This window comes from Kluyvera sp. CRP, assembly GCF_019930565.1.
Classification (GTDB): domain Bacteria; phylum Pseudomonadota; class Gammaproteobacteria; order Enterobacterales; family Enterobacteriaceae; genus Kluyvera; species Kluyvera georgiana_A.
The window spans coordinates 4,191,140-4,213,519 of the sequence record NZ_CP082841.1; the positions used below are offsets into that span (position 1 = coordinate 4,191,140).

Annotated in this window: 20 protein-coding genes; 3 read left to right on the plus strand and 17 right to left on the minus strand. The window is 54.9% G+C overall.

The annotated features are described in order from the left end of the window. Nucleotide 1: 1 nt before the first annotated feature. The 10 genes from K7B04_RS19875 to tar all read right to left on the minus strand — a co-directional run bounded on the left by K7B04_RS19875 (nucleotide 2) and on the right by tar (nucleotide 11,981). Nucleotides 2–1,588 (minus strand): MFS transporter, encoded by a 1,587-nt coding sequence (locus K7B04_RS19875; protein WP_163449513.1) that lies wholly within the window; start codon nucleotides 1,586–1,588, stop codon nucleotides 2–4. A 269-nt stretch (nucleotides 1,589–1,857) separates the two neighbouring features. After that, on the minus strand, nucleotides 1,858–2,253 hold the full coding sequence (locus K7B04_RS19880; protein ID WP_064544662.1) for a flagellar protein FlhE: 396 nt from the start codon (nucleotides 2,251–2,253) through the stop codon (nucleotides 1,858–1,860). Continuing rightward, the gene (gene flhA, locus K7B04_RS19885; RefSeq protein WP_223802829.1) at nucleotides 2,253–4,334 is read right to left on the minus strand and encodes a flagellar biosynthesis protein FlhA; all 2,082 of its coding nucleotides are present in this window, start codon (nucleotides 4,332–4,334) and stop codon (nucleotides 2,253–2,255) included. The genes K7B04_RS19880 and flhA overlap by 1 nt, the downstream gene beginning before the upstream one ends. Further along, nucleotides 4,327–5,481, minus strand: coding sequence for a flagellar biosynthesis protein FlhB (gene flhB / locus K7B04_RS19890; RefSeq protein ID WP_163449521.1), 1,155 nt, complete (start codon nucleotides 5,479–5,481; stop codon nucleotides 4,327–4,329). Before flhB ends, flhA begins: the two co-directional genes overlap by 8 nt. A gap of 200 nt (nucleotides 5,482–5,681) precedes the next feature. After that, nucleotides 5,682–6,326, minus strand: a complete 645-nt coding sequence (gene cheZ / locus K7B04_RS19895; RefSeq protein ID WP_163449515.1) for a protein phosphatase CheZ — start codon at nucleotides 6,324–6,326, stop codon at nucleotides 5,682–5,684. 10 nt (nucleotides 6,327–6,336) lie between these two features. Continuing rightward, complete coding sequence (gene cheY / locus K7B04_RS19900; protein WP_024552273.1) at nucleotides 6,337–6,726, minus strand: chemotaxis response regulator CheY; 390 nt, start codon at nucleotides 6,724–6,726, stop codon at nucleotides 6,337–6,339. A gap of 16 nt (nucleotides 6,727–6,742) precedes the next feature. After that, entirely contained in the window at nucleotides 6,743–7,792 is a 1,050-nt protein-coding gene (locus K7B04_RS19905) for a chemotaxis response regulator protein-glutamate methylesterase (RefSeq protein ID WP_064544649.1), read from the minus strand. Further along, nucleotides 7,789–8,655: a protein-glutamate O-methyltransferase CheR gene (gene cheR / locus K7B04_RS19910; protein WP_223802830.1), complete on the minus strand. Its 867-nt coding sequence runs from the start codon at nucleotides 8,653–8,655 to the stop codon at nucleotides 7,789–7,791. The genes K7B04_RS19905 and cheR overlap by 4 nt, the downstream gene beginning before the upstream one ends. Nucleotides 8,656–8,678: 23 nt before the next feature. Next, complete coding sequence (locus K7B04_RS19915) at nucleotides 8,679–10,283, minus strand: methyl-accepting chemotaxis protein (protein WP_223802831.1); 1,605 nt, start codon at nucleotides 10,281–10,283, stop codon at nucleotides 8,679–8,681. Between the two features lie 39 nt (nucleotides 10,284–10,322). Continuing rightward, nucleotides 10,323–11,981 (minus strand): methyl-accepting chemotaxis protein II, encoded by a 1,659-nt coding sequence (gene tar / locus K7B04_RS19920; RefSeq protein ID WP_163449518.1) that lies wholly within the window; start codon nucleotides 11,979–11,981, stop codon nucleotides 10,323–10,325. 275 nt (nucleotides 11,982–12,256) lie between these two features. Between tar and K7B04_RS19925 the strand changes: the two genes are divergently transcribed. Further along, nucleotides 12,257–13,519, plus strand: a complete 1,263-nt coding sequence (locus K7B04_RS19925) for a dicarboxylate/amino acid:cation symporter (protein ID WP_223802832.1) — start codon at nucleotides 12,257–12,259, stop codon at nucleotides 13,517–13,519. A 178-nt stretch (nucleotides 13,520–13,697) separates the two neighbouring features. Here the strand turns inward: K7B04_RS19925 and K7B04_RS19930 are convergent, their stop codons facing one another. Continuing rightward, nucleotides 13,698–14,984, minus strand: a complete 1,287-nt coding sequence (locus K7B04_RS19930) for a porin (RefSeq protein ID WP_223802833.1) — start codon at nucleotides 14,982–14,984, stop codon at nucleotides 13,698–13,700. A 451-nt stretch (nucleotides 14,985–15,435) separates the two neighbouring features. On the opposite strand from K7B04_RS19930, the gene K7B04_RS19935 reads away from it, so the two are divergent. Continuing rightward, the gene (locus K7B04_RS19935) at nucleotides 15,436–15,615 is read left to right on the plus strand and encodes a hypothetical protein (RefSeq protein ID WP_167575553.1); all 180 of its coding nucleotides are present in this window, start codon (nucleotides 15,436–15,438) and stop codon (nucleotides 15,613–15,615) included. A 40-nt stretch (nucleotides 15,616–15,655) separates the two neighbouring features. Here the strand turns inward: K7B04_RS19935 and cheW are convergent, their stop codons facing one another. The 6 genes from cheW to flhD form a co-directional block, all read right to left on the minus strand. Then, on the minus strand, nucleotides 15,656–16,159 hold the full coding sequence (gene cheW / locus K7B04_RS19940) for a chemotaxis protein CheW (RefSeq protein WP_064544638.1): 504 nt from the start codon (nucleotides 16,157–16,159) through the stop codon (nucleotides 15,656–15,658). Nucleotides 16,160–16,182: 23 nt separating this feature from the next. Beyond that, on the minus strand, nucleotides 16,183–18,207 hold the full coding sequence (cheA, locus tag K7B04_RS19945) for a chemotaxis protein CheA (RefSeq protein ID WP_223804201.1): 2,025 nt from the start codon (nucleotides 18,205–18,207) through the stop codon (nucleotides 16,183–16,185). Between the two features lie 10 nt (nucleotides 18,208–18,217). Continuing rightward, the gene (gene motB / locus K7B04_RS19950) at nucleotides 18,218–19,144 is read right to left on the minus strand and encodes a flagellar motor protein MotB (RefSeq protein WP_163448970.1); all 927 of its coding nucleotides are present in this window, start codon (nucleotides 19,142–19,144) and stop codon (nucleotides 18,218–18,220) included. Beyond that, the gene (motA, locus tag K7B04_RS19955; RefSeq protein WP_064544632.1) at nucleotides 19,141–20,034 is read right to left on the minus strand and encodes a flagellar motor stator protein MotA; all 894 of its coding nucleotides are present in this window, start codon (nucleotides 20,032–20,034) and stop codon (nucleotides 19,141–19,143) included. The genes motB and motA overlap by 4 nt, the downstream gene beginning before the upstream one ends. Nucleotides 20,035–20,157: 123 nt before the next feature. Beyond that, complete coding sequence (flhC, locus tag K7B04_RS19960) at nucleotides 20,158–20,742, minus strand: flagellar transcriptional regulator FlhC (protein ID WP_191091026.1); 585 nt, start codon at nucleotides 20,740–20,742, stop codon at nucleotides 20,158–20,160. Beyond that, nucleotides 20,739–21,089: a flagellar transcriptional regulator FlhD gene (gene flhD, locus K7B04_RS19965; protein ID WP_163448972.1), complete on the minus strand. Its 351-nt coding sequence runs from the start codon at nucleotides 21,087–21,089 to the stop codon at nucleotides 20,739–20,741. The genes flhC and flhD overlap by 4 nt, the downstream gene beginning before the upstream one ends. Before the next feature lie 791 nt (nucleotides 21,090–21,880). On the opposite strand from flhD, the gene uspC reads away from it, so the two are divergent. Continuing rightward, on the plus strand, nucleotides 21,881–22,300 hold the full coding sequence (gene uspC, locus K7B04_RS19970) for a universal stress protein UspC (protein WP_223802834.1): 420 nt from the start codon (nucleotides 21,881–21,883) through the stop codon (nucleotides 22,298–22,300). Nucleotides 22,301–22,380: the final 80 nt, after the last annotated feature.

Consider the following 22,380-nt stretch of genomic DNA (forward strand, 5'->3'; position numbering starts at 1 on the left):
CTTAACCTCTGTTGTAAGTCGAATTCAATGTTGCAGCCTGCTTCAGTGAAGGTGCAGCAGGTTTGTTACGATTCAGGTAGCCAATGTTGTTGTTGCCCCACAGGGATTCATAAGGCATCCCCGCCAGCATCTCGACCGTAGCGCGCGCTTGCGGCGTGACGGTCTCCGGCACCACGTGGCCAGACGCCCGCATTTTCGCGGTTTCTTCACGCAGCACGCTGTGAGTTTTCAGGTTCAGCTTAAAGCGCAGGGAAACGAGGAAGCCCAACGCCAAAACGATGATGGTGCCCATGCTGAGGATCATCAGGATGGTATGGCTGACTTCAGGCGGCTGCGTTTTCTGGCCGGACACAAAACCGGACAGCTGCATGATGATCCCCACCAGCATGACCGCACCGGCCTGAGAGGCTTTGCGCGTCAGGGTCATGATGCCGGCGAAGATCCCTTCGCGACGCTGACCAGTGATCACTTCATCGACGTCAGAAATATAGGTGTAGGTGTTCCACGGTACATAGTTGATGCCCCCGCGCCCCAGACCTGCGATAGCGGAGATCAGCAGCAGCAGCGAGTAGATGTCGCTCATGCCTGCATAGTACAGCGCGGCGTAGGAGAAAGACCCCAAACCAAACAGGACGACAACCATGCGGTAAGACGGCGCCGGTCCGAAGCGGATGCACAGCGGGATCATGGCGATAACGGCAATGAACTGGAAAATCGCCATCGTACCCAACAGGTTAGAAGCCACGGAAGCTTCCTGCATCAGCACAAACACCACGTAGTAGGTAAAGACGGCGTTGAACACGTCCTGGGCAATATAGCCGCCGAGGTACATGCCCAAATGCTGGCGGAAAATCTTAATGCGCAGCGTGGAGCTCAGTTCGACAAACAGGCGGTTCATGCTCTGACCAAAGGTCAGGTGCTTTTTCTCTTCTTCCGCCTTCAGAGCTGCCGCTGTCCACTCTTCACGCGGGCGTTCCCAGGTGAAGAACCAGACGAAGGTCAGCATCAGCGCGCACAGTACGGAGAACACCAGGCTGGCGTAGAAGAAAGAGATAGCGTTGTCTTTACCAAAGTGAGTCAGCAGGATACCCGGCAGGAAAGAGGCCAGAATGGCGGACATCTGCGCCATACCGATACGCGCGCCGGAGAACTTGGTTTTCTGTTTGAAATCGTCGGTCATTTCCGGTACCAGCGTTTCGTACGGCACCAGAATCATGGTGTAGACCACGTCAAAAATCAGATAGGTCAGGAGGTAATACCAGAAGCCCATGTCCCCTATCCACATAAAGGAATAACTGAACACACAAGGAATACCCAACAGAATAAAGAACTTACGGCGACCGAAGCGTTTACCCAACCACGTGGAGCCGAAGTTGTCGGTCAGGAAGCCCATTAACGGACTGACCACCGCATCCAGAACCCTGGCGGTGGCGAAGATAAAGGTCGCCTCAATGGGGCTTAACCCGCAGAAAGTGGTATAGAAATAGAGAAGCCATGCAGCGGTCAACGCTGTCGTACCCGCGCCGAGAAAATCTCCCGACCCGTAGGCGAAGTAATTCACCAGTCCTATTTTTCGCGTTCTATTCATTAGCCGTCAATCCTGTGCTTTTTATTATGAATCTCCTTCCCTCGCTAAGGCTGAGACAAAAGGAGTACTGACACGGCTACAGTAAAAGTATGCATCAAGGGATACCTTCCTATTTCTGCCAGTGCGGGCGTAGGGTTGGCAAAAATGCAAAGAGTCGTGGCATATGCATCACTGATTTATAAAACAACGTTTCTTTACAATCAAAAGCAGGGGCCAGAAATGCGAGCTCGCCACCATAATCTGGCAGCGAGTGGAGGAATGTGTGGCGCTTAGCGGTAGTTAACGATGATTTGAATGCTTTTAACCTGTAGAGCGGGAATTAATCGCCCGCCACCAGGAATTTCCCAAATAAAACGAAACGGCTCAGCGGCGGAAACCTGATTGAACGCCATCGTGGTGCCGCTGAGGGCATCCAGCTCCGTACAGCGCGAAAGCGAACACAGACGCGTACGCAGTCCGGCAGGAATCGGCCCGTTGAGTTCATAGCGCCAGGCAACCAGCGTGGTTGCGCCCTGCACCGGTTGCGATGGTGACAGCGGGCGTGACGAGGCCGCCACGCCACGATGGTTAAGCGTAATGCCAATATTGCTGGCCTGCCAAGCCCCCTCACCCGCCGCCTGCGCCAGACACGGCAGGAGGCAAAGCAGCGGAAGAAATCGCGGCATTATTTACCTCCAATGGTCGCGGTCATGCGGATATTACGATTGTCGGAGAGTTCCATATTCGACAGCACCACCAGCTGCGGCAGGCTACGGCGCAGGAAGCGCGACAGCAGAGGACGCAGCGCATGATTGACCAGCAGCACCGGCGGCGCGCCCAGCATCTCCTGACGCGCCAGCGCCTCCTGCGTCTGCGCCAGCAATCTGTCTGCCAGCCCTGGCTCCAGCCCGCCGCCGCCCTGCAACGCCTGCAGCAGCAGGCGCTCCAGCGGCGTATCCAGCCCAATCACCTGCACCTCGTCGTTGCCCGGGAACCAGCGCTGGGTAATAGCCCGGCCTAGCGCCACGCGCACCACCGAAGTCAGTTCGCCCGGGTCGGTCTGAATCGGCGCATGCTCCGCCAGCGTCTCGAGAATGGTGCGCATATCGCGAATCGGTACTTTCTCATCGAGCAGATTTTGTAGCACTTTGTGCAGCGTCGTCAGCGTGACCACGCCCGGCACTAAATCTTCGGTCAGCTTCGGCATTTCCTGGGTCACGCGATCCAGCAGCTGCTGTGCTTCCTGACGGCCAAACAGCTCCGAGGCATGCAGGCTAATTAAATGGTTCAGGTGTGTCGCCACCACCGTACTGGCTTCCACCACCGTAAAGCCCTGGATCTGCGCCTGCTCTTTTAACGCGCTCTCAATCCAGATAGCATCCAGGCCAAACGCCGGATCGGTTGTCACCTCACCCGGCAAACTTCCCGCGGCAGTGCCGGGGTTAATCGCCAGCCAGCGCCCCGGATAGGCTTCGCCGCTGCCAATTTCCACGCCTTTGAGCAGAATACGGTACAGCGCCGGCGAAAGATCCATATTGTCGCGGATGTGAACCACCGGCGGCAGGAAGCCCATCTCCTGCGCAAACTTCTTACGGATGCTGCGAATACGCCCCAGCAGCTCGCCGTCCTGCTGAAAATCGACCATCGGGATCAGACGGTAACCCACCTCCATCCCCAACGTATCTTCCAGTTGCACGTCGCTCCAGGTGGCTTCAACGGCCTGTGAACTGCTCTCCGGCACGTTCACCGGCTGTGGTTGCTCCGGCGCTTTCATTTCGCGTCCGCGAATCCACCATGCCAGCCCCAGCAGCGCCGCGGTAAACAGCAGGAACACCAGGTTCGGCATTCCCGGCACCAGCCCCAGCAGCCCGAGTACCCCGGCGCTGAGCAGCATCACGCGCGGGTTGCTGAACAACTGCCCCACCATCTGCTCGCCGACATCCTGCTCAGTGCTGACGCGCGTCACAATGACACCCGCGGCGGTAGAGATAACCAGCGCCGGAATCTGGGCTACCAGGCCATCACCGATGGTCAGCAGCGTATAGGATTCCGCCGCTTTGCCGAGATCCAGCCCGTGCTGCAATACGCACACCAGCAGACCGCCGATGACGTTAATCACCATAATCAGGATCCCGGCGATCGCATCGCCGCGCACGAACTTACTGGCGCCGTCCATTGAACCGTAGAAGTCGGCTTCCTGAGTCACTTCTGCGCGACGCTTCTTGGCCTCGTCTTCGCCGATAATTCCGGCGTTGAGATCGGCGTCAATCGCCATCTGTTTACCCGGCATCCCGTCCAGCACGAAGCGCGCGCCCACTTCGGCGATACGACCCGCACCTTTGGTGATAACCATAAAGTTGATGATCACGAGGATGATAAACACCACGATACCGATGGCGAAGTTACCGCCCACGAGGAAGTGGCCGAAGGCTTCTACCACCTTCCCCGCCGCCGCGCCGCCGGTATGCCCTTCCATCAGAATGATACGGGTGGAGGCGACGTTCAACGCCAGGCGCAGTAACGTGGTGAACAGCAGAATGGTTGGGAAAGCGGCAAATTCCAGCGTGCGCTGGGTGAACATTGCCACCAACAACACCATGATGGAAAGTGCGATATTAAAGGTGAACAGCAGATCGAGGACGAAAGCCGGCAACGGCAGCACCATCATCGACAGAATCAGCAGGATCAGCACCGGCCCGGCAAGCACCTGCCACTGGGTAGATTTCAGGTTGCCGGGGAGACGCAGCATTGCGACAAGATTAGCCATCAGAGTCCTTCTCGTTCAAAAAATCCAGTGCCTCAGGCACCGGTATGTTATCCGGTTTTTTCGGCGGCACGCCGCCCGCCAGTCGCCAACGCTTCAGTTGCCATACCCACGCCAGCACTTCTGCGACCGCCGCGTACAGCTGGCCGGGGATCTGCTGGCCGATATCGGCATGGCGATACAGCGCACGCGCCAGCGGGGGGGCTTCCAGCATCGGAATTCGGTTCTCTTCGCCAATTTCGCGAATGCGCAGCGCCACCAGGCCCGCGCCTTTTGCCACCACTTTCGGTGCGCTCATTTTGTTTTCGTCATACTGCAACGCCACCGAGTAGTGAGTCGGGTTATTCACGATAACGTCGGCCTTCGGCACGTCCGCCATCATGCGACGCCGCGCCGCCGCACGCTGCATCTGGCGAATACGCCCTTTCACGTGCGGGTCGCCTTCGCTCTGTTTGAATTCATCGCGGATGTCCTGGCGCGACATGCGCAGCTTTTTCAGATGGCTGTGGATTTGCCAGAAGACGTCGAACCCGACCATCGGAATAATGCCCAGCGCCACCAGCAGCGCGCACAGTCCGACCATGTTCAGCGCGTTACCCATCGCCGACAGCGGCGACTCGCTGACCAGCCGCATCATCTGCGGCCAGTGCATCCACAGGAAAAAACCCGCCACGGAGCCCATCAGCACCGCTTTCATAATGGCTTTGGTGAGCTCTGCCGCGGTTTGCGCGGAGAACATACGTTTAATACCGGGCAATGGGTTAAGTTTGTCGAGCTTGAAAGCGAGCGATTTAGTACTGAATACCAGCCCGCCGAGCATCATCGGCGCCACCAGCGCCACCGTCACCACGCCGACAATCAGCGGCAGCAGCGCCAGCATGGCCTCTTTGAGCAGCAGAATAATTTGCCCAAGGATCAGATTAGGATCGCTGACGATGCTGTGGTCAAAGCGCAGCCCGCCAGAAAGAAGATTGGCCAATCGACGGGCGAGAGACTCCCCGCCCAGCCAGAGCACGCAAACGCCCACCAGCAGCATCAGCAGCGATGTCAGTTCGCGGGAACGCGGAATTTGCCCCTCTTCGCGCGCTTTTTCAAGCCGTTGGGGTGTGGGGTCTTCTGTTTTGTCGTCGTCGTCGCTTTCTTCTGCCACGGCTTCACTCTCGCAAATACGGTCGCGAGTATTATCGCGAGACGCGCGTTTGCCAATGCGCAGAATAAAGGAATGAAAAGGAAGGAATTCGACCGTTAACCGGGGAGAGAATGGCGATGGCCGCCCCATGAGGGAACAGCCATGTGCCAGAGGTTAGTCGGGAAAACGCAGTGCAGCCCGGCAAAATCTGCGCAGAGGGATCAGAAGCCCAGGCTATCGAGCAGATCGTCCACCTGATCCTGGCTGGCGACGACGCCCGCTTTGGAGGTATCGACCTGCGGCCCGTTGAGCAGGCTGTCATTTTCACGTTTTGGCCGCGATCCCTGATCCGGAATATTCTCCAGAAGCACCATCAGCAGCTGGCGTTCAATCTCCTGAATCACATCCATCATGCGCTTGATAACCTGACCGGTGAGGTCCTGGAAATCCTGCGCCATCATGATTTCAAGCAGCTGCGCATTGGTGAAACTGGTATGCCCCGGCACGTCGCCAAGGTATTTACGCGTATCGCTCACCAGTTCGCGGGCATCGGCCAGCTCGATCGGATTTTCAAACCACGCATCCCAGCGTTGTGTCAGCGCTTTCGCGCCTTTTTCCATTTCATCCTGATGCGGCTGAGAGGCTTCAACACTGTTGAGCGCACGCTCAGCGGCCTGCGCGGTCATTTGCACCACGTAGTCGAGACGGTCGCGCGCATCGGGAATCGCCTCCGCCGCTTCTGCAATGGCTTGATCCAACCCCAGTTCGCGCAGGCTATCGCGCAGCATGCGGGTCAGATTGCCGATGCGGCTAATAATGTCCGCGGCGGAGTGTTCATCGCCGGGCTTAATAGAAGAATGCATCATGACTGTCACCTCACATGCCCAGTTTCTCGAAGATTTTATTCAGCTTTTCTTCCAGCGTCGCGGCGGTGAACGGTTTCACCACGTACCCGCTGGCACCGGCCTGCGCAGCAGCAATGATGTTCTCTTTCTTCGCTTCCGCAGTCACCATTAACACCGGCATGGCCGCCATCGCGCCGTCAGCGCGGATGGTTTTCAGCAGTTCCAGACCGTCCATGTTTGGCATGTTCCAGTCGGAAATCACGAAGCCAAACCCGCCTGCCTGCAATTTGTTTAACGCGTCAACGCCGTCTTCCGCTTCTTCAACGTTGTTAAATCCCAGTTCCTTTAACAGGTTGCGTACGATGCGACGCATGGTGGAAAAGTCATCCACAACCAAAAACTTAAGCTCTTTATCCGCCATAAAATAATTCTCCTGATCAAATACGTATTGCCTGTCCGGCACTGATTTTCGCCAGCATCTGCTGGCTTACCTGGCTAAGATCGACCACTTCGCTGACGCCACCGGTATTGATGGCCTCGCGCGGCATGCCGAACACCACACAACTGGCTTCATTCTGCGCGATGGTCCAGGCACCGGCCTGGTACATCGCGTGCATCCCGGCCGCACCGTCGTTGCCCATGCCGGTGAGGATCACCCCCACGGCATTGCGCCCCGCGTGCTTCGCGACCGAATGAAACAGCACATCAACCGACGGGCGATGGCGATTAACCGGCGGCCCGTCGTGAATCTTGATTTGATAGTTCGCGCCGCTACGCGCCAGCTCCATATGCTTGTCGCCTGGCGCGATGTAGGCATGGCCCGGCAGCACACGCTCGCCGTCTTCCGCCTCTTTCACCGTAATCTGGCACAGCTTGTTGAGCCGTTCGGCAAACGAACGGGTAAAGCCCGGCGGCATATGCTGGGTAATCAGCAGCGCGGGGCTGGAGAGCGGCAGCGGCTGCAGCACGTGGCGAATCGCCTCCGTGCCGCCGGTAGAGGCGCCGATAGCAATCAGCTTTTCAGAGCTGAGCAGCGGGCCGGCTTTTAGCGTCACCGGCGCGGCTAATGGCTTGTGGGCGCTAATGCGCGCGCGGGAGGCGGCGCGCACTTTATCGGCAATGGTTTCGCTGTAGGCCAGCATCCCTTCACGAATGCCCAGCTGCGGCTTGGTGACAAAGTCCACCGCGCCCAGCTCCAGCGCGCGCAACGTCACCTCCGACCCTTTGCCGGTCAGCGAGGAGACCATCACCACCGGCATCGGCCGCAGGCGCATCAGCTTCTCGAGAAAATCGAGGCCGTCCATGCGCGGCATTTCCACGTCCAGCGTCAGCACATCTGGATTGAATTTTTTAATCAGGTCGCGAGCCACCAGCGGATCCGGCGCAGTCGCCACCATCTCCATGTCGTCGTGGCTATTAATAATCTCCGTCATGATCTGGCGCATCAGCGCCGAATCATCTACCGACAAGACTCTGATTTTACTCATGCTCTTCCCTTACTTAGCGCATAGACCGTCTGGCCGCGCAGGCTGAACTCACGGGCAAGATGGCTAAAGTTTTCCGAATGCCCGGCAAACAGCAGCCCGTCGGGTTTCAGCAGGGGCACAAAGCGCTTGAGGATCTCCTGCTGTGTGGTTTTATCGAAATAGATCATTACGTTACGGCAAAAGATAGCGTCAAATGGCCCGGGAACGTTGTAGTGGGCGTTCAGCAGGTTCAGCGTGGTGAAATCCACATAGTTCGCCAGCTCGTTACGCACCCGCACCAGCCCCTCGTGCGGGCCGGTTCCGCGCATGAAATAGCGCTGCAACTGCTGCTGGGAGAGCGTTTTCAACTCTTCCATGCGATAAATGCCGTTTTGCGCCTTTTCCAGTACTTCAGTGTCAATATCGCTGGCAAACACCTTCCAGCGACCCGGCGCGGTGCCCAGGGTATCGGCCAGGGTAATGGCGATGGAATACGGCTCTTCCCCCGTCGACGCCGCGGCGCTCCAGACCCGGTACTCACCCTGCCGGCGCGCAGCATGCTCCGCCAGCGTCGGAAAATGGTGCGCCTCGCGGAAGAACGCCGTCAGGTTGGTGGTCAGCGAATTGATAAACGCCTGCCACTCCGCGCTGTCGCCGTTGGCCTCCAGTTGGCTGAGATAATGGCCAAAATCATCCAGATTCAGCGCCCGCAGGCGCCGAACCAGTCGGTTGTAAACCATGTCACGTTTGTGATCTGCCAGCACGATTCCGGCGCGCTGGTAGATCAGTTGGCAGATCCGACGAAACTGCGCGTCGGTGAGCGTCAGGCGCTGCGTCAGCTGGCTCAGTAATTGCGATCGCCCATTTGGCAGAGATACAGTCATAGCGCCTTCTTACATCACATCATTCAGGAAACAGCAGGTACTGCGGCCAGCGAGACGTTTTCACGCCCGGCGGCCACTTTCACTTCTTCGAGTTCAAACACAGAGACCACAGAGGTTAAGCGATCGGCCTGGCCTGCCAACTGTTCAGTGGCGGCCGCCCCTTCTTCCACCAGCGCGGCGTTCTGTTGCGTCACCTGGTCCATCTGGCTGACGGCCAGCGCGACCTGTTCAATGCCCCGGCGCTGCTCATCAGAGGCGGAGGCGATTTCCCCCATGATGTCGTTCACCCGGGTAACCGACTGGACAATCTCGCTCATGGTGCTGGCGGAGGTTTCGACCAGCGCCGATCCTTCCTGTACGCGGGCCACCGACTCTTCGATCAGCACTTTGATCTCTTTTGCCGCCTGGGCGCTGCGGCTGGCGAGGTTACGCACTTCACCGGCCACTACCGCAAACCCGCGCCCCTGCTCGCCCGCACGCGCCGCTTCCACGGCGGCGTTCAGCGCCAGAATATTGGTCTGGAAGGCAATGCCGTCGATGACGCTGATAATGTCGCTGATTTTCTTCGAACTGGTGGCGATATTCTGCATCGTCTGCGCCACGTGGTTGGCCTGTTCGCCCCCACGTTTAGCGGTGTCCGCCGCGCCGTGGGCCAGGTTAGAAGCCTGACGCGCGTTGTCGGCGTTCTGACTGACGGTTGCGGTTAACTGTTCCATGCTCGCCGCGGTTTGCGCCAGCGACGCCGCCTGCTGTTCCGTACGGGAAGAAAGGTCGTTGTTGCCAGCGGCAATTTCCGAAATCCCGGTGTGCATCGCAAAACTGCCCTGGCGCACTTCGCCTACCGTTTTACGCAGAGATTGCTGCATCGACTTCAGCCCGGCGAAAATGGCGCTGATTTCATTTTTACCGTACACCGCAATTGGCCGCGCCAGATTGCCTTTGGCAATGCTGTCGAAATGGCTGCTGATAATGGCCAGCGGTTTGACCACCATATGGCGCACCCACCACAATGCCACGAGGGTAATCGCCACGGAGATAATCACCATCGCGATAAACATCATCGTGGAACGCGCATAGTCGCTCTGGCTTTCGCTTTTCGCCGCCGCCACATAGTGCTCAATATTCTTGCGCCAGCTTTCATAGTTGGCATCGAACTGGTCCTGCGTTTTCTGCACGGGCGCCGCGACATACTCAGAAAGCTGATTGTTCTCCAGCCAGGCGACCTGATGCGCCAGCATCTCGTGCCAGGTGGTAAAACTTTTCGCCGTCTGTTCTTGCAGCGCCTTATCGCTCTCCCTCATCAGTTGCAGCGCCATAAAGCCCTGAAACAGCGCCTCGCCTTGCGAAAGGTTCTGCTTCACGTCGTCAACCATGGCCCGCACTTCATTGGGCGGATAGCTCAGCGCCGCCAGAGTACCGGCTTTGTTGAGCATGGTGCTGGCCTGGAGCATGGCCGCTCGTGATTCCGTGAGCGTGCTTAGCTGCTGACTGCTCTGATCCACCTGATAAATATTGTTTTGTCCGTCGCGAAACGCCCAAAAAGAGAGTCCGTTACTGCCAATCTGCAAAATGCCGCAGAGAATCAAAATCAGAAACAACGTGGTAGAGATTCGAATACGATAAAGCATCACCACACTCCTGGAGGCGGCCCTGGACCGCAGATAAAATTAGAAGGTTTCCCAGTTAGAATCAGAGGTTCGATTAGCAGCGGGCGCCTGGCGAGGTTCCGCCAGCGTTGCTGCCGGTACAGATGTCGTCGCTCTATTTCCTGAGGCGACGTTCAATCGGAATGCCGCGACGGCCTGGTTCAGACGTTCGGCTTGTTCTTCCAGCGCGGCGGCGGCAGAGGCTGACTCTTCCACCAGCGAGGCGTTTTGTTGGGTGACGCTGTCCATCTCCGCAACGGCGATGGCGACCTGATCGATCCCGCGGCTCTGTTCGTCAGAAGCCGAGGCGATTTCCCCCATAATGTCGGTGACGCGGGTCACGGCATTGACGATATCGGTCATCGTTTCCCCCGCGGTTTCAACCTGCACGGAGCCGGTTTCAACGCGCGCCACGGAGTCTTCAATCAGCGCTTTAATCTCTTTCGCCGCCTGAGCGCTGCGGCTTGCCAGATTACGCACTTCGCCGGCCACCACCGCGAACCCACGCCCCTGTTCCCCGGCGCGTGCGGCTTCCACGGCGGCGTTCAGCGCCAGAATGTTGGTCTGGAAAGCAATGCCATCAATAACGCCGGTAATATCGGAAATTTTCTGCGAGCTGGCGGCAATCTCGTGCATGGTATTCACCACGCCATTCACCACGCTGCCGCCATGTTGCGCGGTGTCGGATGCGCGCTGCGCCAGCTGTGACGCCTGACGTGCGTTTTCGGCATTCTGCTTCACCGTGGCAGTCAGTTGCTCCATGCTGGCCGCCGTCTCTTCCAGCGACGCCGACTGCTGCTCGGTACGCGCGGAAAGGTCGTTATTGCCGGCGGCGATTTCGCTGGTGCCGTGATAGATAGCCTCTGCCCCTTCACGTACATGAGTGACGGTATCAATCAGCGCGCTTTGCATATGGGTAACCGTATCGGCCAGTTCGGTAATTTCGTTTCGCCCGCGCAGCGTCAGGCGTTGAGTTAAATCACCGGCGGCAATCTGGCGAATGTGCGCCATCACGGAGGCCAGCGGCTTAAGCAGAATCGCGCGGATGCCAAACCAGGCACCGACCACCACGATCACCAGCACCACCGCCAGAATCGCCAGCTGCCAGCGGGCAATCTGGTAGTCGCTGCTGCTGGTGGTAAAGGCGCGCTGATAAAGCGCTTCACTTTGCGTGGCGTATTGATTCATCGCCTCGCCCATGGCGTTCTGCATGCCTTGCGTCGGTTGGGCAAAATAGGCGTCCATATTGCCGCCTTCCAGGAACCCCACCAGCTCCTGTAACGCCGCGGAATAGTTTTGATAGGTCTTCGTGACCTGGGCGCTGGCATCATTCATCGCCGGCTGCGAGGGAAGTTCGCTAAAGCGCGCAAAGTGTTCTGCCGCCTGGGTTAGCGTGGTGCGTGCATTTTTCAGCAATTCCGTTTTGGCGCTGCTTTGCTGGTTAGCGGTGTCCATCATCATCCGCGCCGAAGAGCGGCTGAGGTTGATGCGGGTTTGCAGCAGCAGATCCCACGCTTTGGTGAGTTCGGCTTGTTGCGTACGAAGCGTGTTAGATTGCGCAAAACTCTGTTGGTTTTGATGCAGCGAGGAGAACAAAAAGCCCCCGGAGACCAACTGCAAAAGTGCGAAGACGACCAGCACCAACATCAGCAGCGTGACAACGCGGATACGGTTTAACATACAGCACCTTCTCAATAACGTGTTATTCGCTGTTATCGGCATCCCAAAAAGAAACTTTATGTGCACGCAGGGTAAAAATCGTGAGCGTTCTCAGGCAGCAAAACGACGGTGCGTGTGACCCACTGAATCACAACGCTTTTTATAAAATATAAAAAAAAGTTGTAAATCCCCTCACTTTCATACAATTTATGTGGTGAATAAATTGATGGTATTTAATAACTAAAAAATCATTTTCTTCATCGCAGGGCTTTTTCGTAATCTGACGGGGTATTTTTGTGGCAAACGCAAATAAGCTCACGATTTTTATCGTGATTTTCATGCTGGCGGGGATTCTCACCGGCGCAATGATCCATTCCTATGCATCAGCAACCACCATCGAAGTATGGTCTGGTAACATCACTCTTCTCACCGATATATTCCTCCGGCTAATCAAAATGGTCATCGCGCCGTTGGTGTTCAGCACCTTAACGGTCGGGATCATGAAGCTGGGTGAAACCTCGACTATTGGCCGCGTTGGCGGTAAAGCGATGGTGTGGTTTATCAGCTCCTCGGTGCTGTCGATTCTGGTGGGCCTGTTTATCGTCACCCTACAACAGCCGGGGGCGGGTCTGAATCTGACCGTGCCAAAAGATGCGGTTGATACCGGGCTGGCGGTCAGCGGCATGAGCCTGAAGGGTTTCCTTTCACATACCATCCCGACAAGCATCGTCGGCGCAATGGCAAATAACGAAATTCTGCAGATTGTGGTCTTCTCGATGTTCTTCGGCATCGGCGGGGCTTCGCTGGGACAGAAATTCAACGCGCCGTTAGTGGCCGCGCTGGATGTGGTCTCGCATATCATGCTGAAAGTCACCGGCTACGTGATGTACGTTGCGCCGCTGGCTATTTTTGCCGCCATCTCCTCGGTTATCGCCACCGAAGGGCTGGGGATCCTGCTGAACTACGCTTCATTTATTGGCGGATACTACGTGGCAATTCTGTTGACCTGCTGCGTGCTGGTGGCCATTGGCTATATGGTGCTGAAGAAAGAAGTCTTCCATCTGCTCAGCATGCTCAAAGACCCGGTGCTGGTGGCGTTTACCACCAGCAGCTCCGAAGCGGCCTATCCGAAAACCCTTGAACAGCTGACCCAATTTGGCTGCTCGCGCAACATCGTCTCCTTCGTGTTGCCGATTGGTTACTCCTTTAATCTGGTGGGTTCGATGGTGTACTGCTCCTTTGCATCCATGTTTATTGCACAGGCCTACAATATCCACCTTGGCTTCTCTGAGATTGCGGTCCTGATGCTGACGCTGATGCTGGCATCCAAAGGGATTGCCGGGGTGCCGCGTTCGGCGCTGGTGGTGCTGGCAGCGACCATTCCGAGCTTTAATATTCCGGTTGCGGGTATCCTGCTGCTGATGGGCATTGACCACTTCCTCGATATGGGCCGTTCGGCGATTAACGTTCTGGGTAACGGCGTCGCGACGGCGATGCTGTCGCAGAACGAGGGCGAGCTGGCGCAGGAAGCTCCCGAAGTCGTACAGCAGAATATGTAAACGACAGGGCGACATAAAAGAAAAGCCAGACCTCCGGGTCTGGCTAAATAGGAAATAAACCTGCCATTATCGCCGCGAAGCACTCCCCCTCCCCACAGCGACATCAACACAATAGTAACAAGAGCAAATGAAAAGTACGGCCCCCACCCCACTGGCATAAGATGGGGGTTTACAGCATTTAGATAAAGATACGCAGGCCTACCGCAGCCAGGTGATCGGAGACGTTATAAGAGTCATCGGTATTCCCGCTGGCTTTCTCATAGCCGTATTCGATATAGGTGACGGCGTTTTTACCTAACCAGTAGTCAGTACCCAGCGTGGTGGACTGGAAATGCTGTCCGTCCATCGCATCGCCGCCTTCGGTCCAGTCAAAGTTAGCGTAAACGCTCCACTCCGGCGTAATTTTGAACTGAGAAGCATATTCCAGTCCCAGGATAGTTTCCTGATCGTCGGTGGCGTTGCTGGTGCCGCTGACCGCCGCGTGAACATCATCAACTTTGTTGATGTAGTAAGTCGCCTGCGCGGCGTTATACCAGGTGAAGCCGTCAAAATTGGCGGTGTACTTGGCGTTTAAGCCCATCGAGTAGGTGTTACCATCGTATGACGGGCCGGTGACGTTGGTGACCGGTACGGTGCCCATTGGGTTACCATTCTGGTCGTAATAGGTCATATTGGTCGTCGTTGTCCCCTGGTTAACCGTATAATTGTTGTACGCTGCCGCACCGGAAACAGAGAAGCCATTGTCAAAGCGATACTGCGCCGCCAGCGCCGCACCGCCGTGAACGGTGGCAGAACCGTCATGGTAAGCATCGTGCATATCCGGGCCGTCGCCATAACCGCTACCGAAGCCAATTTTATCTACATCATCATTACCCTGGCCCATTACGCCGACGGTAAATTCTTTGGTGTTGTAGTAATAGATGGCCGCTGAGTTAATAATATCCGTCGACATCCCGGCAGTATCGTGTTTCGCCTTACCGCCGTAAGCATAAGTGGTATCAATACCCAGCCCCCAGTCTGTTGGCGCATACTGTTTACCAAATGTGATTACACCATATTCATCATTGCCCAGCCCGGCGTACGCCTGACGGGTATAGACATCATTGCCCTGATCGTCAGTGGCGGAATCCAGACCGTGAATACCGGTTTCGTAATAACCGACCGCATAATAACCTTTGTCATTAATTTTCTGCCGTAATGCGACGCCCAGACGCGAGTCATTATTCTGAATATTATGTTCTACGCTATGCGCGGAATCATCTTTCGCCATTAACCGCACGGAACCCATAATCGACACTGCGGTATCATCGCTTTTATAGACCATTTCCCCTTTCGTTTGCGTCGCCGTATATGCCGGTGACGCAAAATCGCCGCTGCTTGCCAGAGCACAAGCCGGAGCGCCTACCGCCGCAGTAATAGCCAGAGCGATAATAGAGGGTTTAATCATTACTTTTTTTACGCGCATAGAAATCCCTTAACCTAATATTTAAGTTCGTTTTTTTGACTGCTTTAATTTAGTAAGCCGGGAAAACAAATTATTTCCACGAGCAGATATTAATGACAGAACGATTTTATTTTCTATGCGTAAAAATAAAAAATAAGAGAGCGATCACTAAGAATTATTTTCTTTCATCCTTTCACAAGATGTTTTAAAAATAACAAAAACAATCATTATTTAATTCTAATTATTAGCGATTTACTTATTTTTTGAAATAAAGTGTTTCTTAATGTTTAAATTAAACCATTGAGATTTAACTAAGAAACATTAATGAATGTTAAAAACAGCATTTACCAACCCTGCTTTTAACACGATTTTATCATAGCAGGCTAATTTATCGGATAATCTGGCAGGTTAAATATTAACAACCTTTATTTAAAATAAAGGCAAGTTCTCTTTCCCTCATTAGAATATACGCATGAAAAATCGTTCCAATAATTATATTGATTTTAGTGATGTAATTTTCAAAATAACAGAAAAAGAGGATGCGAAAGGAAAAAAGAAAGACGTGAAAAATGTTATCTGTGCACGCAGTTATCGCACATTTCTTTCATTTTCTTATTTTAATAAAAAAGAATTTGCGTTAGCGGCTATTTGAAATACAGGCCCGACGTCGTACGCCGCCGGGCCGGCGTTCATCATGCCGCGTGGTTAGCTGCGCTATCCAGCAGGGCCATCTCTTCGCTATTCAGCAGCTTTTCGATATTGACCAGAATCAGCATCCGGTCGCCCAACGCGCCAAGCCCGGTGAGATATTCCGTAGACAGCGTTACGGCAAACTCGGGTGCCGGACGAATCTGCTCCGCCGCCAGCGACAGCACATCGGAAACGCCGTCAACTACGATCCCGACGACACGCTGACCGAGGTTCAGTACGATCACCACGGTGTTGTCGTTGTACTCAACGTCCTGCTGGCTGAACTTCACCCGCAGATCGACAATCGGCACGATCACGCCGCGCAGATTGGTGACACCTTTAATAAAGGCTGGCGTGTTGGCAATGCGTGTGACCTGGTCGTAACCCCGAATCTCCTGCACCTTCAGGATATCGATACCGTACTCTTCGTTGCCCAGGGTAAATACCAGAAATTCCTGACCTGTCGGTTCTCCCGCCAGTTTTGTTACATTCGTCATACCGGTCATGTTTTCTACCTTTTTTCTGCGTTTCAGGCGGCTGTGTTCGCCAGACGTTTATCACGATTCAGTCCCTGCAGGGCGGAGACGTCAACAATCAGCGCGACGCTACCGTCGCCAAGAATGGTCGCCGCCGAGATGCCCGGCACTTTGCGATAGTTGCTTTCCAGGTTTTTCACCACCACCTGGTGCTGACCAATCAGCTGATCGACCAACAGCGCATAGCGACGACCCGCGCTTTGCAGGATGACCACAATGCCCTGCGTGGCCTCGGTTTTCGCGCCCTGTACATCGAAAGCTTTCCACAGCTCCACCAGCGGCAAATATTCGCCGCGTACTTCCAGTACACGTTCGCCGCCCGCCAGCGGATGCAGATCTTCTTCACGCGGCTGCAAAGACTCCATCACCGCGTTGAGCGGCAGGATAAAGACCTCTTCGCTAACCTTCACCGACATGCCATCAAGAATCGCCAGCGTCAGCGGCAGCAGAATGCGGATCGTCGTCCCGGCCCCCTGCTTCGACTGAATTTCAACGTGGCCGCCCATCTCCTGAATATTTCGTTTGACCACGTCCATACCCACGCCACGCCCGGAAACGTCGGTCACCTGCTCGGCGGTGGAGAAGCCTGGCGCGAAGATCAGCATGCCGACCTCTTCATCCGTCATGCTTTCATTCACGGCCATCCCCTGCGACACGGCTTTCGCCAGAATACGTTCGCGGTTCAGGCCCGCGCCATCGTCAGTGACTTCGATACAGATATTGCCCCCCTGATGTTCCGCAGAGAGAATCAGGTTGCCCACGGCAGATTTCCCGGCCGCCAGACGCGTTTCCGGTAGCTCAATACCATGATCCAGGCTATTGCGCACCAGGTGAGTCAGCGGGTCAATAATGCGTTCAATCAGGCTCTTGTCCAGTTCAGTGGAGCTGCCCATCAGCGTCAGCTCCACCTGCTTGCCAAGCTTACCCGCCAGATCGCGTACCAGACGCGGGAAGCGGCTAAAGACATATTCCATCGGCATCATACGGATGGACATCACCGATTCCTGCAGGTCGCGCGCATTGCGCTGAAGCTGGCCCATGCTGGTGATCAGATCGCCATGCGAGACCGGGTCCAGCGCGTTGGAACGCTGGGCCAGCATCGACTGAGTAATGACCAGCTCGCCAACCAGGTTAATCAACTGATCGACCTTCTCAACCGCCACGCGGATACTGGTAGATTCACTGCTGCGCGCTGCCGGTTTTTCACGCTCTACGCGGGGTGCAGTCTGACTTGCTGCAACGGCCGGCGCCGCCGGGGCGACAACCGGCAGTTCGACGATCTCTTCGGCTTCGGCTATTTCCACCAGCGCAGGCTCTGTGGCCGCGGCAACGGTGGTGAACGCTATCTGGTCGGCCTCGATCACGAAACACAGCACGGCGACGATATCGTCCTGATCCACGCTACCGTCGAGCACCGCGGTCAGACTATCGGCCGTTTTGTTGACCTGGCTCAGCGTCGCCAGATTACCCAGCTCCTCTTCCAGCATATCGGGTTCACCGGCCTTCAGGCGCGACAGCGTGATCTGGGTTTTGCCGACGGCGGCGGTATCGATCGCAACCGTCTCGGTCTGCATACTGTTGTCGACCACGCTCAGGCGGGCGCTTGCGGCCACCGGTGGGACGCTTTCGCCTTTCGCCTCCAGCGCCAGTTGCCGCAGGGCGTTGCAGATATATTCGAAGCTGGCAGCATCCGGTTCGCTGGAGCTTTTATAGGCGTCGAGCTGTTCCTGCATAATATCTTTGGTTTCCAAAAACAGGTTGATAATATCGGTGTTGAGCTTCATCTCCCCACGGCGTGCCTCATCCAGCAGGTTCTCCATCAGATGCGTCGTTTCCTGCAGCACGGAGAAGCCGAAGGTGCCCGCCCCGCCCTTGATCGAGTGTGCCGCGCGGAAGATCGCGTTCAGCTGTTCAGCGTCAGGGTCATCCACCGCCAGATCCAGCAGATGCTGTTCCATATCGGCCAACAGCTCGTCGGCCTCATCAAAAAATGTTTGATAAAAATCGCTGATATCCATGCTCACGCAATCACCTCGAGTCGGGTTGTGGCGCCGTAGTACCTGATGCAGACGGTGAGGTCGTCGGCGACGGTAATACGCTTAAAGGTTCATTCTGGCTCTCGGCATTCTCATGGAGAATGGCCTGCTCAGCCTGGTTATTCAGCACCAGCAGGCTGATGCGACGGTTAATCGCATCGTTGCCGCCGTGCTCTGATAAGCGCATCGAGTTTGACATCCCAATTACGCGTAAAACTTTGCCATCGTCCAGCCCGCCGGCTACCAGCTCGCGGCGCGAGGCGTTGGCGCGATCCGCCGACAGCTCCCAGTTACTGTAGCCACGCTCCCCGGTGGCATACGGGTAGTCGTCAGTGTGGCCGGCCAGGCTGACCTTATTGGGAATTTCATTCAGCACCGGCGCAATGGCGCGCAGGATATCGCGCATGTAGGGTTCCACTTCCGCGCTGCCGGTTTTAAACATCGGTCGGTTCTGGCTGTCGATAATCTGAATGCGCAGCCCTTCCTGTACGAGGTCAATCTTCAGGTGCGGACGCAGCGCGCGCAGCTTTGGGTCAGCCTCAATCAGCTGGTCCAGTTCGCCACGAATACGTTTCAGGCGGTTGGTTTCCATCCGTTTTTTCAGGTCGTCAATATTTGGCTGCTTGTGTACTTCGCCCTGCTGCTGGGTGACATCATCCCCGCCGCCGGGAATCGGACTCTCGCTGTTCGCCATCCGCTGGCCGCCGGTGATCGCGGTGGCCAGCGGCGTACGGAAGTACTCCGCTATCTGAATCAGCTCTTTCGGGCTGGAGATGGAGATCAGCCACATCACCAGGAAGAACGCCATCATTGCCGTCATAAAGTCGGCATAGGCAATCTTCCACGAGCCATGGGCGCTGCCGTGAGATTTATGTTTGCGCCGCTTAACGACGACAATAGGATGCGCTTGGTTCTTCATGCGTCCTCGGTGGTCGTTTGCTGTTGCCCCGCCGGGTTACGCACCGCGCGGACGTGCTCTTCCAGCTCGATAAACGACGGGCGTTCGCTGGTGTAGAGCGTTTTTCGGCCAAATTCGACGGCGATAGGCGGCGCGTAGCCGTTGAGGTTAGACAGCAGCGTAATTTTGACGCACTGCATCATCTTGGTCGTTTCCGCGCTCTTTTGACGCAGCACGCTCGCGAGCGGTGAGACGAAACCATAGGCCAGCAGGATCCCGAGGAACGTACCGACCATCGCGTGGGCAATCAGCGCGCCCAGTTCTGCCGCCGGACGGTCGGCTGATCCTAAGGCGTGCACCACGCCCATGACCGCCGCAACAATACCAAACGCCGGCAGTGAGTCGCCCACCAGCGCCAGACTGTTGGCTGGCACTTCGCTTTCACTTTCGTGGGTTTCGATCTCTTCATCCATCAACGCTTCAATTTCGAAGGTGTTCATGTTGCCGCTGATGATCAGGCGCAGGTAATCGACGATAAATTCCAGCATCACGGTATCCGCGAGAATGCGCGGATAGCTGGCGAAAATTTCGCTCTCTTTCGGATTCTCGATATCGCGCTCGAGCGAAAACATCCCCTGCTGACGTGACTTGGCCATCAGGCGATAGAGCAGCGCCAGCAAATCCATATACATCGTTTTGGTGTACTTTGAACGCCGGAACAGTAAAGGCAACGCTTTCAGGGTGCCCTTAATCGCCTTGCCGTTGTTTCCCACGATGAAAGCGCCAACCCCCGCCCCGCCGATAATAACCAGCTCGGCCGGTTGATACAGTGCTCCAAGGTGTCCGCCAGTCATCATATAACCGCCGAAAACTGTCCCCAAAACAACCAGGTAACCTATTAAGATCAGCACGCTATCATCCTTCCACTGTTGACTAAGAGAGGAGACAGATGAGCAATTTCACCCACACGCAGGTAAAAAAAAGCAGCGGCCATAATGGCCGCTGCTGGAGTGTTTTCGTCACACCGTGTGGGGTTAAACAGCTTGCTCTATCTGTTCATCCAGCAGTTGTGGATTACTATCGGCAAGATCCTCAGAAAGTTTACGTCTTTTTACGGCTCGTGATGGCGGTTGGCATAAGCTGCATACAAAGCTACCAACGGGCTGGTGAGCGTGAGTCACAAAGTTACCGCCACAGGCGTTGCAACTGGAGAGTTCAAGCATGCCGCTTTCGACGAAACGGACTAACGTCCACGCGCGCGTCAGGGCCAACAGCGGCCCGGCATCCTGCTGCGGACACTGCTCAAGGTAAAGACGATAAGCCTTGATCACCGCATCAACGCCGGAACATTGCCCACTTTTGAGTAAGAACTGCCAGGCATTACAGAACATGGAAGAGTGAATATTCTGCTCCCAGGTCATAAACCAGTCCGTGGAGAACGGTAGCATCCCCTTCGGCGGCGGGCTGCCGCGAAGTTCTTTGTAGAGCTTAATCAGGCGACCACGGCTCAGCTGTGTTTCGCTTTCCAGCATTTGCAAACGCGCGCCCAGGGTAATCAGCTCCATAGCAAGCTGAATATCGCGCGCTTCCTGAACAATGCTTTTTTCGCTCATGATCAGGCCCTTTTCTTACGGGCAGGTTCGCCTGTATGACTGGCCTGATTCAACAGTCGTGTGGAGAGCAGAATACCGGTGTGAATTTGCTGTAAATCGTCAACGCGTGACTCCTGCGTCAGACGGGTGATGGTTTGGGAGTCATCAAAACGGAACTGACAAACCAACTGATTGGTTTCGGCCAGTTTAACCATCTGCGGGAGCGTCAGTTCCCCGAGGACTTTCGCCATATCCTCGTTGATACCGAGGCGGAACATGGCTGAAGCCTTATCCTGACCGATCAAACGCTGTGCAAGAAGCAAGTAAGACAAGTTGATGTCATAGATGTGCTTTAGCAACTCGGATGTATGCATTTTCCCCATCCCGAATAACCAATTTGTACTTTTATGCGGAAAATCCGCATACCCCGTGATGTCGTCGGGCAAGGCCCGATAAAAAAGAATCGGTCAAAATGCATAGCCGATTAGGTGAATCTCATGCCCCATCGCCGGGCAACGTTTTGAACGCACGGCCCGACAAATCTAAACATTTCTTACAATTTACTAAGATTTTTCCTAATTCGACGCAACTTTACTCGCCAGATGTGACACATACAATGTTACTTCACTGTTAATTTGAAATTTATGTGATCTCCATCACAAAATCAAACCGTATTTTTACACTGTATCCATCAGTCATAGTTGTATTTTGAACAATAAATAACCATTTAAAACGTTGTTTTATTCCTGTCTGGCGGATATTCATTCACCGAAACTATCCAATAACGATCGACGGTGGGCAACTTTACTTGAGACAATTGCGAAAAAATTATCACAGATCATAGTTTCATCTAATATATAAAATTCATCGTAAATTCAATAAATTGAAACATCGAATCATTTGCAGTATATTCATTTGCATATTATTTACTTTCCATTAACATTAATTCAGCAAAAATTAAATGTTTATTCGCCATATTGATTACATGATATATTCAGCATTGCTTATGCAATCTGTACAATAATTACGCAATTATTCGCATAAAAAAAACTTATGTATCAGGTTAAGTTATAGACAGATTTATTCTGTGTTCCCCTTGCAGGGTTGAGGCAAAAAGAGTAAGAGAATAAAAAAAGAGTACGTATTATTGGAGCAAGGAGGTCTGATGTCTTACTCACATCTCTTGGTGGCCGTCGCGCCCACCCCGGAAAGCCAGGCCCTGCTACGGAAAGCTGTCGCCATCGCGCGGCCCCTCAACGCGCGTATCAGCCTTATCACCCTGTCGACCGACCCGGAAATGTACAATCACCTCGCGGCCCCGATGATGGAAAACCTGCGAGACCTGATGCAAGAAGAAACCCTACAGTTTCTGCAAACGCTGGCTGATACCACCGACTATCCCATCTGGAAAAGCCAAATCGCCTGCGGTGAACTGGGCGAACATATCAAAGCATTCAGTAAAAAATACGCGGTCGACCTGGTGATTTGCGGTAACCATAACCAAAGTTTCTTTTCCCGTGCGACCTGCTCGGCAAAAAGCATTGTGGGAAACAGCGGTGTGGATGTTTTGCTTGTGACGTTGTAACAATGCCGTTGAGAAAAGCCAAAAACCGGGAGAACGTCCATTCCCCCGGGTCATTTTGAATGATTTCGGCGAGCAGACAG